This window comes from Thiorhodococcus drewsii AZ1, assembly GCF_000224065.1.
Taxonomy (GTDB): Bacteria; Pseudomonadota; Gammaproteobacteria; order Chromatiales; family Chromatiaceae; genus Imhoffiella; species Imhoffiella drewsii.
Window position 1 is genome coordinate 85,052 of sequence record NZ_AFWT01000006.1, and the last position, 14,002, is coordinate 99,053.

The window sequence follows — 14,002 nt, forward strand, 5'->3', positions numbered from 1 at the left end:
CCTCAACCCTCCCCGTGCTGAACACTAACCTTGCACCAGCCCATGCCAACGGTCTCGTTGCCGCCGAGCTGTAGATAGGGCCGCTGGCCGAACAGGTCGCCGGTCACGTGGGCGAGCACCTCGGCGGCGCTCTTGTCGGCTTCCTTCCGGCGTGCCGCCTGGGCATGCAGGGCGACATAGAGCAAGGTGTCGGGCGGCAGGCTCTCCTCGTACCAGAGCGCGCCGGGCTTGACGGTCTTGGTCCTGTTGTCGATACAGACATGCGCATTGACCGGCGTGGCGAATTGGGCCAGATGGCTGAAGCGGTCGTCATCGACCAGGGCCAGTTGCTTGCGCAGGGCGGTCTCGGCATCGAAGCGATCCATCAGGCTCGCCAACACAGGGATGATGGTCTCGAAGTCGGCTTGCTCGGTACGCAGTCGAAATTCCTCCAGATAGAGCGATTCGCCCGTCGGCTCGGGGAGCAGAACGGTTTGGCGGTCGAGACGCGCGAACGCTGCCGGCAGATCGAAGGCAGTCAATCCCAGCCGCGCGGCATCGGCGGCGAAGCGGCGCAGCAACGCCGGACAGGTCACCCATTTGAAGTGTCCGGTCAGTGAGCGCACCGGCAGCAGCAAGAGGCGGGCGTCACCGACAAGCAGGGCGCCGGCATGATCGGAGGCGTTATTGGTCTCGGGGCCGAAAACGGCAGTCAACCATGGCGCGTTCTTTTCTGTGTTCTCTTCGGCCAGGGCACGCAGCGCGCCCTTGACCGCCGAGCCGTAGACCACGGGCCAACCGGTATGCGCCTCGCGCTGAATCGGCAGGTCGACGACTCCGCCGCTCTGTCCGGCGCCGGCGTGAATGGACGTCTCGGCCAGCAGGCCGAGTAGGGCTGAAGTGTTCATGCGTTTTCGTCTCCTTCGATTGGCCAGAGTCCGACGGCCAGTTCCCCACGCCCGAGGGCGGAATCGCGACCGATATGCTGTCCGTGCAGCGCCTCGACCGCAGCTCGGGCATCCACCCCGTCATCGAGGGTGCAGAAATAGATGCTTCCGGCCGGAACCAGACTACGCACCGGACGCGGGCGCTGGTTGGCCAAATCCCAGCCCCCCTCACGGGCGGTTTTGCCGATGACGGCACAGCGCAAGGTCAGGGAGACACCCCGAATTTTGCCCTGCCAGACACCTAATCCATCACGCTCGCTCGGGATGAATCCGGGCGGCAGCCACTCACGGTCGAAATCAGCGGGCGTCAGCAGCATCAACGCCAGCTGGTTCCCTTGTGCCACCGGCGGCTCCGGCCCCACCGGTTGCTCCGCCACCAGGCGTACCGCGCTGGGACGCGCCTCGCCGCCGAAGCGGATCACGTCCGACGTGGACAGCATGTCGGCGCTCAGACCGCGTGACCCGACGCCGATGGCCAGCCCCGCTCGCGGGCGCAAATGGCGGGTCTGATACAGCAGACCGTCCCGACCGGTGCGTCGCGCGTTGTCGCGGGCAATACCCAAGCGAGGTTCCTCGTCGAAGAGGTCGTCATTGAAGAGCACGCGCGCGGGCACCTTGCCCGCAAGAACCCGTTGCAGGTCCGCGCGCTCCAGCCAGCCACCTTCCAGGGGCTTGGCACCGAGGAGCGGCCCGTCCGCCGTGGCGCGAATCTGCGGCAGAGTCACCCGCCCTAGGTCGCAGGTCACAGGCTCGCCGGGCTCCAAGAAGCGATACTTGCCGTCCTTGCCGAGCAGATGCTGGGGAACGGGATAGAGCCGTGCGCCATTCCACAGGGGATAAGGGCCAGTCAGTTCGAGCTGGCCCAGGCTGTCACCATCCCCGATCAGAGCCCGCAGCTCGGCGTACGCGTCTGCCTCGGGAAAACGCGACCAGTCCACCTGCTGCTGCTCGCCAATCAGGGTCCGGAGGGCGCCGGCCACCGTGCGCGCCGGAGGCGGGAACAGACTGCTCAGCTCGTTGTGGCCGCTGGTCTCGAAACCACGCGCCTCGCGGAAGAACCAGGTGTCGAGTGGGTCGAACCGCCAGTAGAGCGTCTCTGTCATGACCGTTCCCTTCCTTTCTGCGCCAGGAAGCGCACCAGCAGCGCGGCGTCGGCCTCCAAGCGTGGCTGTTGGTAGAACTCGATGCCTGCTTGCGGAACCATCGGCATGACCTGCGTAGCCCGCCGTGGTTTGTCCTCATCTGACGTGTAGCGTCTGACCGGGGAACACTGCTTCAGCAAGGGACGGATCAAGGCTTCGGCCTCCTGGATCTTCAGAGTGAGCCCTCGATTGACACCGGATGCCAGATAATCGACGGCCAACAGCGACGTAGCCTGCTCCAGGTCGAAGATGGCTTCGGCATCCGGTTGGCCCTTGGGCGGATTGAGAAAGGCGAAGCGTTCGCGGATCCGATAGAAGAATTTGCTGCTGAAATCCGCCGCCTCACCGGACTCATCCGCCGCGAACCTTTCGGCCAAGCGCGTGATGGTGAGTTGCTCGGGTGCCTCGACGCTCAGCGCACAGAGCCAAGGCCGCGCCCATTGCAGCGCCTCGCCGCTAGACTTGACCACGCGTACCGCCAGGGCATCGCGACCGGTGGCGTCCTTGGCGATGTCGTCGAGCAGATGATGGCTGTCGCGCAGTAGCCGCGTCAGCGGGATCTTGACGTGAGCGAAGGTGACGGCGGCGGAGATGGTCGAGCAGCCCTCCTTGCCAAACGCTTCCTTGAAGGCCGCGAGGTAGACCGCGCGAATGGCTGTGGCACAGCCGAGTGCATCCTCCAGCGGCAGCAGGGCCAGCACGTCGTCACCACCGGCGTAGATGAGAAAGCCGTTGTGCTGATCGACCAGCTCGGGAACCGCCGATGTGAAGGCGTTGAGCGCCCGCGAAATCTTGGGCGGCGCCTGCAGATCCGTTTGCAGCAGTTGGCCCAGGCTGTCGCCGTCCATCAGCAAGATGGCGTAGAAGGGCGCGGGTGGGGTCTTACAATCCAGGATCTTGAGCGCCTTGCGTACTTCTTTGACCTTATCGCGATTCTGGCAGAGTGCCCGGTTCTCCAGCACATGGGGGAAGAGCGCGCTGGAATGCAGCCGGGTGAGTACCTCGCTTCGGGTCTCGCGCACGCAGCGCAGCAGGCGAAGGCCGCCATCGGACCCATCGAGCAGGTTTTCGGTCGCCGCGCGCAGGGTCTCCAGATCCTCGGAGCGGGCGCCATCCAGCCCGGCCACCCAGTGCGCGGCGGCCAAATCGAGCGTTGAAGGCATCTGGCCATCGAGTTGCCAGCCATGCAAGGTCCAGCCGTCGGGCATTGTGGCGCTCAGCTTGGCGAAAGCCCCCACGAACCGGCGCTTGATGAAGGCGATGGCGCAAAGATGCTCGCCTTCATCGAAATCACGTGGAAATTGTTTGCGCTGTCCCTCCCAGAAGTCCTTCAGACAGGCATCGCCAGGAGCGACGGCGCCAGACAGCTCTTGCCAGCCGGCCATCATCGAGCACTTCACGCCACCCTCAACGGGCGGCAGGTGCGTGCGCCAATTCTTGCGCCGATCGAGCAGGCTGTTGTCCTCGCCCAAAGCCCAACTGATCTCCCAAAAGCCGTCGATCTGACGCTCCCAGATCGCGCGCGTGTCCGCGCTAGGGTCATGCGGCCGCAGATCTCGTGTCCAGACCGACTCGGCCAGCGCTCGCCAGGCGTCGCGAACGCTTTGCTCAATATGCACAGGATCGAAATCACCCGGAACCTTGCACTGAATCGCCTTGAAGCGGTTGGGGATGCAGCCCTGGCGTGGGGTGTCGCCCGATCCTTTGCCTGTCAGCCAGCCGAGATAGCCGTCATCTGGACTCGGAAAGTCAATGGTGCCCCCTTGTTGTTTCACTGCCAGCATGGCCGCTCCAGCCAGCCAGGACAGTAGAAAGGAACCGGCCCAGAAATCGCGCGTGCGCCGCGCTTGAGCCACGAATCCCTGCACGGGACCAAGGGTGAAGTGGAAGGTTTGGTCGCTCATGAGCGAGCCTCCAGAAGGTTGCGCCGCTCGCGAAAGCGATCCATGAACGCATGCAAGACACCCCAGTCGGGGTCAGCTTCGACACGGCGCATCGGCCCCTTGGCTTTCAAGCCAATCGACCAATCTTCGGGCAGAAATTGCGCTGGCAACAGGGTCACCAGCCCGGCAACCGAGCCGTCCGGAAATTGATGCGGATGCAGGAACAGGGGCGAGGCACGCCTGTGTGACCCCAGATCGCTCCAACCGCCGCCGGGTTTCGGGGCAACCGCATTGAACTCTGCTTTCTGCTTGCTGGAACTGAAGAAATAGTTGTGCGGCAGACCGAACACCGCCCGGCGTGGGTGACAATCGACCTGATCGCCATTCGTGACCGCCAAGGCAAGATCGTGATCGTCGGGAAAGTTGCGCTCCGCAGGTTGGCCAGCCACTTTGCCGTTCTGCCCAAAACTGCGGTAGCGCTGCATCTCGTTGCCGATGTCACCAAGTAAACGCCAAGGATCTCGATGCGCGACGGGCAGCAGATCGATCCGGCTGTGCCGGGAAAAGGCCGTAAATGGGGGGAGTGAATCGAGCCGGTCCGCGCTCAGATCGGCCAGTGCCCCGGCCAGCTCGTCGGCCGTTGCCGGGACGGCGAGTTCAGTGCCCGCGAGCGTCTGAATCGCTAGCGCACCAAACCCTTTGCGGGCGCGACTGCCAAGCCCCCCAAGCAATCCAAGCGCCATCAGCGCCTGTGCGACCGACAGGCGCTGATCCGTCGTCGTGCCAGGGCGAAAGCGCAGCGTCACGCGCACCTCGCCGGGGGCAATGGCCTCACGCAGATATTGGTCCCTGAAGTGATACAGCCCCAGGCCGAGCAGGTATTGATGGCCCGCGCTTGCGCTTGGCAGGCTTGCCTTTTTAAGTGTGCGCGCCTCGGTATCGACCCGTAGCAGACAGCAGCCCTGTCCACTTGCCTCACCGTCGGCGGCGAGACCAAACAGCCGCGCCTCGCCCTGATGGAGCAATCGCAACGCAGCAGCCTCATCACGCGCCTCGCGCAGACAGCGCCCCCAATTCAACGCCCGCCACCAGAACCGCAACGCCCCCTTGAGCGCGGGTGGACGGATGCCATCGCTCGGCGTCTGATCCGCTCCGCCGATGAACATCGGGGTGACGATGCGGTAGGTTGCTTCCAGGGTCTCAGGCACGTTGGATACTCCATGTCGTCAGTTACAGGAAGGGCTCCTTCCAGGCATTGTCAATTCAGGACGCGATCCATCGCCCGTTGCAGCTCCGCCGGCAGCCGCTCAGGGCTCGCGATGATTTGGCGCACCTTCTCCAGTGCCGATGGATTGCCGTGCGCAAGGGCATTGCGCAGATTCTTGAGCATCCAATAGGCGTCGCCCACCGCGCGCGGCTGATCGCCAGTCCGTATCTCCGCCTCGAAAGCCTCTTCGGCGGGCTTGCGATCGTTCCGATGATCCTGAGTGCCATATTTGCGACGGTCGCACTCACGGGTGATGACGGCCTCGAACCCTAGAATGGCGGCGCGCACGTAATCGCCTTGGTGTAGATAGAAGCCAGCGAGCCGTCGCTGGTAGGCCATGAGTCCGGCGCCACGTACCCATTCCAAGCGTTTAGCGAGCGCAGATCGAAACAGCGCCGACACGCCCGTGAGCGGTTCGCCAAGAACTGGCAGGAAGGTCAGAATGCGGCGGCGGGCGTCGCTCAGATTGAGGGTGCGCTCGAAGAAGGCTGCATCGAGCAGGCATTGCACCTTGTCGGGCGCGACCCCGTCGGCACACAGCAACGGCGCGAACAAACCGTAATCACCGTTCTGATCGAAGCGGCTCAGGGCATCAAGCCAACGCTCGATGTTCAGCAATCCATCAAGGCGCAAGACCGGCGTTTCTCCGTTTTCGGTCATGTCGAGCGCACCGTAGTAGATGCCCTCGATGGTCAGACCGCGCACCCGCTCCAGAAAGAACGCCGACAGCGCGCCGATGGCTGCCAGATGTCGGAAACCATGCGTCAGATCGATGGAGACGTGCCCTTCCGAAACCGATTCGGCGATGCTGTCGAGGATGCGCGCCTGTCCTTCGGCATCGCGGCCGTAATCGATGAGCCGCAGCAGACAGGGAACGCCCAGCGCACGCTCGACCAAGGGTGTGACCGCATCGAGCAGCGAACCATCGACAGCGTTCTCGGTTGCGGCCTCGATCAATTTCAGCCTCAACTCCTCATCTTCACCCTCGGTGGCGAACTGCTCGATCAGAACGTCCCACATGCTTCCCGCAGTCCCCAGCAACACCAACCGAGCCGGAGCAATCACCTCGCGTAACGCCAGACCAAAGAAAGGTGTCGAATGGATGGCTCCATTGGCAAAACGGTAATTGGCAGTCCGATAACCCGTCTTGGAATCCTGTCGAGCACGTCCGAGAAAACTCACCAAGGTCATCAATGCCTTGTTCGTCATAGCGCGTCCTCTCTATCGGGATCTCTGTGGCTTTGCTGTTGGCAATGGTGCGTACCGAATCGCCTCGGGCGGCAACGCTAACGCGTAGCCGCTCCCGTCCGGCTCCTGGAGCACGAGATACGGTCGTGCCGCGAGCGCACCCACCTTGTCCCTCAGCATTCGGTTGAGCGTGCTGTTCTTGGTGTTGAAATAGTCAGGCAGCATCCCGTCGCGTAATCCGGCGGCCCTGAGCGTGCGACTGTCCTCGTCGAGCAATGGATCGATACGTTCCAGCTCGGCGATGAACTGGGCACGATAGTCAGCGCCACGTCCCTCCGGATCCTTGAAGGTGATTCCGGGCAGCGGTGGAAGACCGGCCTGGGCGCGTCGGGCAAACCATGAGAGAAAGGCCAGTTCGGTTGGGGGAAGCCGGATGATCTGACCTCCGGCGCAAATGCGTTTGCCTTGCAGATCGAGGATCAGTTCGTGCTCGGCGAGCGCCTCCTGGACCGCGCTCACGCAGTCTGAAAAGCGTGCGTTGCCCTCCACGAGGGGGCGGTGATGCGCTGAGCGCAGTCGCACAAAAGGGATCCAGGCCAGATCAACCTTGGCCGTCCGGCAGTCGTAGGCGATCTTCTTGCCTTCCGGCCCGACATGGATCGGATGCTCCGTTAGGGTCGGGTAATAGAACTCAGGATGGCTCTCAAAGGGCGCTGAGACCAGTACATGCGAAAGCCGGTCCTGGGGACGACCGAACAGCGAAAGCGCATACCCAACGAAATAGCCCATGCTCTTGCGTCCGCCGGCGATCGAGACATGCAGAGCACTGTCCTCTTGCGCCGTCAAGCGCCGCACCAGATCGGTGATGAAGTCGGCTGCGCAAACATTTTCGTCGGGAGTGCGGATGTCGTCGAGCCGTTCACCATCGCGGCCAGGGATCACATGAATGTGACTTGGGGCAAAGCGAATCGGCGGCAGGTCATATTCACGACGCAACCTTTCCAGCCAACCGATGGCTGGAGATAGCAGATTCAGGCGGGCGTGGTCTGCACCGGTAGCCGTTGTGATCAAATGGACCTCTGTCGGCAGCGTTCCGGGATTCGAGCGCCATAAGGCATACAAGGTCTCGGTCACGATTTGCGGCGACAGACCGGTCACGGCTAGCAAGATGCGACGGGGGTAACAATACGATTCGTTTGCGGATGCTCTGTGCTCAATCTGTTCTTGCATCATGTCATGTCCTTGCATCTGGCATCTCGAGCGCTTCTTCTATGCGTCGAGCCATCCTTATCCTTCATGGCGTCCCGATCGATCTGGTTGCCGGCGTGTCGGTATCCTCGCACAGGCTTCAGACCACCGCCGTCATCACAAGCTTGTGACGAAGATCCATGCATCTTGCCGCATGGCGACTTGGTCAACCCCTTGGTCGAAGACATAGGGCCTCTCGTTGCGGGTCACTGTGACGGCCCCTTCACTCCTAAATGGCAGGGCGTAGGCGCTCAAGCACCCTTGAGAACAGGCATGCGGCAATCAGCGCCCTCCTCGGCTCCGTGGGTCGCTTGGACAACGCGAGCGACCGACCGCAGACACATGCAAAGACCCTACTCGCCATGCCGGACGCGCGCATTGGCGCCGCGTTCGCTCTGTGAACTGACCAACAGGTTTAGCCATTGTGGCATGCTAGGGCCGAGAGACCTCGCCCGGCGCAGATCAGGATAGACTGACCCCATGGACCCCGTTTCAGCACTTCTCGCAAGCTACTTGAATACGGTGACGGAAGCCTTCGACCACATGGATCTCACGCTCAGAGTAGAGTCGGTGGAGCATCAATGCAGGATCACGCACTCGCCTACTGAAAACCCGTCTACAAATGGTCGATGAAATCAGCCCCTACCGAGCCACGCATCCGCTTCGAGCTGATCCAATACCACTCGTGCCACTCGTAATCATCAGGCTCTTTGTCAGAAAGGGAGATCAGCGGCGCATCGAGTTCCGGGTCCCACGGCGGCGCCGGACCGAAAAGCAGCCGGGCGATCAGCGCAATGACCGCAAGTCCGACGAAAATAGTCAGCCCGAGCCCACCGGCTAGCAGCGGCATCAGAATGGCCGCCAACAGCCAATTCCACCACTTCCAATGACGAATCGAAAACATCGCTTTACCTCCAAAACAGGCATCCGATCCAGCGCCTGAAAGCAGTCTAGTCCCGAACGAGAATGGCGTGCCACGACGCACCCTGGGACAAGCCCAGCCAGCATCGCGACTCACGGCGCGCTCGTCGGTGCTGAGGCGGCGGTGGCCGCCGACTCACCTCCCTGAATCGCGGCCAAACGGTGGACAACGGTCGTGTAGTCGATCCGCGCGGCATTGTCACCCGTACCCTGGTGATAGCTCTGATTCGACGCATCCTTCGGCAAACCCGCCCAGATCCGTGACAGGTTGTAGGCAAAGGTGTCGGTCGGCATCTCGCCACCGATCCAGTCATTGACACCGGCATCCCGGGCCAGCACCAGCGCCAGTCGATCTTGCAAGGCTGGCGTGAACTGCTCGGACCCCGTTAGCTCAAGCCGGTCGGTCAGACCCTCGAGTGTCGACGGGATGAACTGATAACGCCCGATCGCTGACCCGCCGTTCCCTGCATCGAGCAGTTGCTGTTGAAACGTGCGAACCTCGTTTAGGGTCAGGGTCGATAGATCGACCTGATTCTGATCGACGTGGTCGTACCAGGCGTTGTAGTTGCCGTGCGACTCCGGGACGGCGATCAGATCGAGCAGTTGCCCCAGATGCCCCTCCGTTACACTCGAGTGCAGCAGAGGGCCAGGCGCACTTGACGGACTGAGCGTCCCGATCGCGGCAGACTCACCCACTGTGGCAATCGGCATGCTTTGATTGTACTGACCAATGAGGCGCAAATCCGTGTCGTCCCGTCCGACCACGGCACGCTCGATCAGGGTTGCAATGGCCTCCCCCGACGCGCCGGATTCGGCGATCACGGCTTGACGCTCGGCCAACTGCTCGGTGCCCGGTGGGAAGGCAAAGAGGCTGGACTCTGATGCCTCGCGATAGAACGCGACCTGGGCAGGCGTCAGACCATAGCCCTCGATCTGCGCCATGCGCGTATCGATCATCGCCGCCCGCGCGGCGCTCCATCCCGCCGCACTGCCCGCAGCGACGCGACCGGACTCAACCGCCTCGGCAACGCTCCCCCCATTCGACAGGGTCTGCCCGAAGGCCCCAACCGCGCCGGCGATCTGCTGGCCTACTCCCTCGGCGCCCGCGACCGCCAGAGCACCCGTCTCAGCCGCCCGGATCCACAGCCCACCCATCTCCCGCTGAACGGTCTCGGCCGCCGGTCGCGGCAGGAACACCCGATAAGCGATCTCCTCCCCGAGCTGCTGATGCGCATCAGCGCGAATCGCGCTCATGTTGGCAAGGTGCTGCTGCGCGACGGCCGCCGCGCCGCCACTGGCGAATTGCTTAACTGCGGCCGGCGCCTCCCCAAGCATCCTGATGGTTCCATCGGCCGCGACCCGCTGCGTGGTGAGTCCGCTCATGACCTCCTGCCCAGGATCCTGCACTCCGACAGCAGCGACGCGGGCCTGCGCTCCACCGAATACGGGTCCTTGCATCGTGAGCCCAACCGATCCCTCGGGGTCAATGGCCTCAGGCCGGCGCACACCCACCAGTCCGGCGTAGATCGACTGGGCCGTGGCCTCGGCCTGCCGTTTCTCGTCGGTGGTCATCGCATCGGCGCGTGCTCCGCCATAGAAGCCGAGCAGCAGCCCCATACCCGCAATGGCTCGAGCCTGCTGACGGTCGCCAACGACACCACTGGCCATGAGGGCGTCAGCCTGGTGGGCCGTATCGCCCGCCAGCCCGAAGCGATCGAGAGTCTGTTCCAAGCGCTCATAGCGCGCTGGGTGTGCCAGAAGCAGACCCGAGGTCTCCACCGCCCCGAAGCTTCCGCTGGTCCCATACTGCTGCGCGAATTGGGAGGCCCGCTCGACGGAGCGGGACGTCGTGAGCAAATCCTGAGCCTGTTGCGCGAGCTGAGCCGACTCAGTACGGTTCAGCCCTTCGGTGTAGCTGTCTGACTGCCCCCGTTGGATGTCATAGGCGAGTCCCTCCGCAAAACGCGCCTGGAGCTGTTGATCCGTCGAAGCCTTTTGAACAGCGGCCTGGGCCATCTCCTGGGCCAAGCCTCTGTCGAGGCCGTACTGCGTCGATAGCTCGCCCGCCAAGCGGTCGATTCCTTTCGCCGTCTTCGGTACCGCAATTGCTGCTCTGAGAACCGTTCCCATCTGATTGTGCGACAGATGCGAATTCCTGAACCGCTCCGTCAAATCTTCACTCGCCGCCAACACAGCCGCATCCGCCCGACTGTAAGAAGCATTAAGCCGCTGCCCCAGCGCATACTGCAAACTGGTCTGGTGATTGGCCGCCGCCGAGCTCGCCAGCGACTGACTGAGCGAGTAGCTAAAGCTCTCCTGCGCCTGCTCGGCGCTCTGCTCGGCCGAGCGCAGCGTCGCCTGCGCCGAGTGTCCGAGGTTGAACGACCACAGCAGCCCCGCCGCGCCTGGGGCCACGGTGCCGCCGAGCGCGGTGCGCTGGAGCAGTGGTCCAACGGTCCCGGCCGCCTGCGGCTGGAGGACATCGGGCGAAGTCAGCTTCTCGTTGACGTGATCGCCGCTCTGCAGCCGTCCCGCCAGGTGGGTCGCCGTGATTGCGCTGCCGTAGATCAGCATCAGGCTGATCGCCGGGGTCGAAGCGACCAGCATCCCGCCGGTGGCCAGATAGTCCTGCAGCAGCAGATCGCTCTCGTAGAGCGCGCGGAAGGACGGCAGGGTCACCCCGGCCTGATCCGACAGGGCCTCGAAAGCCCGCTGTGCGGCGAGGATCAGATAGAGGTTGGTGATCGCCAGGATCGGCAGCCACAGTTGGATCCAGAGCCCGAAAATCAGATAACGCCCGACCATGGCGATGCCGATGGGTCCCAGCGCCACGGCAAAGGCCATGAAGGGGCCAATGGCGAAGATGAAGCCCTCGAAGAAGGTCATCATGGGGCGCATGATGCGCACGAACAGCGAGGGCTCGGTCGCCCACTGGCTGTTGCGCTGCTGGATCGCCTGGCTGGTCTGCAAGGCGGCATTCCATTGGCCGATGTCGGTGTAGTGCTGGATCACCCCACGCTCGAGCATCGGCAGGATCGCGGTCATCACCATGTACTGCTGGGCATCGACCGTGTCCTGGGCCAGCGTCGTCAGCGCCGCGCGCACCCGGCTATCGACCGAGCCGCTGTCGATTCCGAGCTTGGCGGCCACCGCCTGCTTGAACTTGGGCAGGAATGATGCCGTGGTATAGGCCGAGAGCCGCCCGTAGGCAGCGACACAGGTCAGCTCTTCGGGTGTCTCGCCGAGGATCAGCTTGGTGGTTCCGGTCACGATCGGCGTCTGGAAGGCTTCGTCCAGCGTGGTCGCCTGGAGCACCGTATCCATGGTCGTGCCATTGATCTTTCGGTCGACCGCATAGAGCACGCAGTCGGCCACATAGTTGAGCCAGGACTGTTCGACATCCGCTCCCGTCGTCGGGCTGTTGGCCTCTCCCGTGGTCAGGCGAGACAAGGCCGTCTTGCGCACCGTCGCCATCACCTGCAGCGCATCGGCGAAGCCGTGCTCGGTCATGGAGGGTGTCGCGAACGCCTGCTCGAACAGCCGGGTGAGCCCATAGCCCAGATTGGACACGGCCGAGCCCACCACCGCCGGTCCCAGCGGGACATTGTCGACCACCCGCGCCGAGCCCGAATAGGCGCCCTCGATCGTCACCGACACCTTGGGCACGAACAGCAGCGAATAGAGCACGAAGGACACCAGCAGTCCCTGGAAGCGGATGCTCTGCGCGCCCTGCAGCAGTCCCTGGAAGGCGATGATCAGGGTCCCGAGCAGAAAGCCGATCCCGACGAAGCGCACGAAACTGTCGGCGCCGAATAGCATGGCCACCGCATTGAGCACCTGCTCCAGGAACGCCGGATCACCGATGGAATAGATGGTCCACATGCGAGGCGCCTCCAGACGATTGAGGTGGACAGGGTTGGGATGACGCAGGCATACGAGAGGAAAGAAGAGGGCTCGATGCGTGCAGGCCGCGAGGGATCAGGGCGAGGCGTCGGCCCCAGCCGACGTCTCACCCGGCGCCGCCTGCATCAGATCCAGATAGCTCGGCGCCTTGTACTGAGCGAGCAGATTGCGGTAGGTCTCCAGCAGCTCGTTGGGATTGCCGTAGCGCTGGGAAAGCGTGCTGTACTCGGTCCAGATGTCGGCGCGCACGGCGTCGAGGTGCTGGAGCAGTTGGGTGGTGTGGGTGTGCTGCAGGCTGCCGGTCGCCAGACGCACGCTGGTCAGCAGGTCGCGCACCAGGGTCTGGAGCATCTCGACCGCGAGCATGGGCGCGGCACGGTCGGCGAAGCCCTGGGCCATGCCAGGCTCCAGACGCGCCAGGGTGCGGATCCCGCCGCCCAGTCCAAGCGGCGCGTGCTCCATGAAGCCCTTCTCCTCGGCGCTCAACTCCTCGACACCGAGGCGGAACTTGTCGATCAGACCGACGCGTGAGGCATCCCCAACCAAAAGGGCACGCACGCGGGGGACCAGCCCTTCTAGCGCGATCTCAGCCTTGGTCGGATCGCGGCATTCGGAGAGCGAGGCACAGCGCCAGACCACGACCCGTTGAGTCTCCCCTTCCCCGCTGCCGTACAGGAGATCGCTCACCGTCAGGGTCGGCGGCAGGAAGGTGGTCGGCAGGTTCACACCACCACCGGGCGCGTCCTTCAGCCCGCCGTCCGCCGAGCCAACGATGAGGCTACCGGTGAGACTCATGAGCGCTTCGAGCAACGCCTGGTCACCGTGGCTATACCAGCCCTCGACCTCAGCGTCGGTGAGCGCCTTCCAGACCAGGTTTCCCTCGAACTGTTTGGCGGCTGCGGCCGGGACTTGCTCATAGACGGTCTCGAGCGGTCCCTTGCCAGTGACGGTCGAGCGGTTCTCGAAGACGTCCCCCAGCTCATAGAGATCGGCCATCAGACTCGCCTCCCCCACCCGCTTGCCGGTGAGCGCCGAGGCGGTGTCGTTGACGATGCCTTGGGCGAGTTGGCAGGAACTGCCGAAGAGCTGGTTCATCTGCTGCACCTTCTTCTGCAGCTGCTCAATGATCTCGGCGGCGGAGGGGGCCATGGTGGTCAACGCGAGCTGGAAGGCATAGCCCGCAGCATTGGAGGCAATCGCGCGCAGCAGGTTGGTGAACTGCTCAACGTTGATGAAGGAGAAAGAGCCGCCGAAGAGATCGATGCCGCCGCAGCCAGCCTCAAACGAGGGCGGGACGAAGGAGACCAGGTTGGTGTCGACGATGCGGTTGCGCGCGACCACCGATCCGGCCGAGAGCACACCGCGCCGTTGCCCCATGTGCGCCGTCGGATCGGTCACGTTGACCAGGGTGCCGAACATCGCCTCCATTTCGGCGTCGAGGTCGGCTTGGACGGCGGTGCTGACAACCAACGCAAGCGTCACGACGAAGAGCAAGCAACGGTGGCAGATCAAGCGGACAGGCAT

At 63.5% G+C, this 14,002-nt stretch carries 9 protein-coding genes; all 9 read right to left on the reverse strand.

Translation table 11 applies throughout. From position 1 onward, the window contains the following. Positions 1 to 2: 2 nt before the first annotated feature. The 9 genes from cmr4 to THIDRDRAFT_RS05620 all read right to left on the reverse strand — a co-directional run bounded on the left by cmr4 (position 3) and on the right by THIDRDRAFT_RS05620 (position 14,002). Positions 3 to 887, reverse strand: coding sequence for a type III-B CRISPR module RAMP protein Cmr4 (gene cmr4 / locus THIDRDRAFT_RS05580; protein WP_007039832.1), 885 nt, complete (start codon positions 885 to 887; stop codon positions 3 to 5). Further along, a complete protein-coding gene (cmr3, locus tag THIDRDRAFT_RS05585; RefSeq protein ID WP_007039833.1) occupies positions 884 to 2,029 on the reverse strand; it encodes a type III-B CRISPR module-associated protein Cmr3 in 1,146 nt (381 codons plus the stop codon). Before cmr3 ends, cmr4 begins: the two co-directional genes overlap by 4 nt. Next, positions 2,026 to 3,972 (reverse strand): type III-B CRISPR-associated protein Cas10/Cmr2, encoded by a 1,947-nt coding sequence (gene cas10, locus THIDRDRAFT_RS05590; protein ID WP_007039834.1) that lies wholly within the window; start codon positions 3,970 to 3,972, stop codon positions 2,026 to 2,028. Before cas10 ends, cmr3 begins: the two co-directional genes overlap by 4 nt. Further along, positions 3,969 to 5,159, reverse strand: a complete 1,191-nt coding sequence (cmr1, locus tag THIDRDRAFT_RS05595; RefSeq protein WP_007039835.1) for a type III-B CRISPR module RAMP protein Cmr1 — start codon at positions 5,157 to 5,159, stop codon at positions 3,969 to 3,971. Before cmr1 ends, cas10 begins: the two co-directional genes overlap by 4 nt. 50 nt (positions 5,160 to 5,209) lie before the next feature. Next, on the reverse strand, positions 5,210 to 6,427 hold the full coding sequence (gene csx2 / locus THIDRDRAFT_RS05600) for a TIGR02221 family CRISPR-associated protein (protein ID WP_007039836.1): 1,218 nt from the start codon (positions 6,425 to 6,427) through the stop codon (positions 5,210 to 5,212). A 12-nt stretch (positions 6,428 to 6,439) separates the two neighbouring features. Then, positions 6,440 to 7,654: a CRISPR-associated ring nuclease Csm6 gene (gene csm6, locus THIDRDRAFT_RS05605; RefSeq protein WP_342610817.1), complete on the reverse strand. Its 1,215-nt coding sequence runs from the start codon at positions 7,652 to 7,654 to the stop codon at positions 6,440 to 6,442. A gap of 616 nt (positions 7,655 to 8,270) precedes the next feature. Beyond that, positions 8,271 to 8,558, reverse strand: coding sequence for a hypothetical protein (locus THIDRDRAFT_RS26485; protein WP_007039838.1), 288 nt, complete (start codon positions 8,556 to 8,558; stop codon positions 8,271 to 8,273). A gap of 110 nt (positions 8,559 to 8,668) precedes the next feature. Continuing rightward, on the reverse strand, positions 8,669 to 12,457 hold the full coding sequence (locus tag THIDRDRAFT_RS05615; protein WP_007039839.1) for a conjugal transfer protein TraG N-terminal domain-containing protein: 3,789 nt from the start codon (positions 12,455 to 12,457) through the stop codon (positions 8,669 to 8,671). 96 nt (positions 12,458 to 12,553) lie between these two features. Continuing rightward, positions 12,554 to 14,002, reverse strand: a complete 1,449-nt coding sequence (locus THIDRDRAFT_RS05620; protein ID WP_007039840.1) for a conjugal transfer protein TraH — start codon at positions 14,000 to 14,002, stop codon at positions 12,554 to 12,556.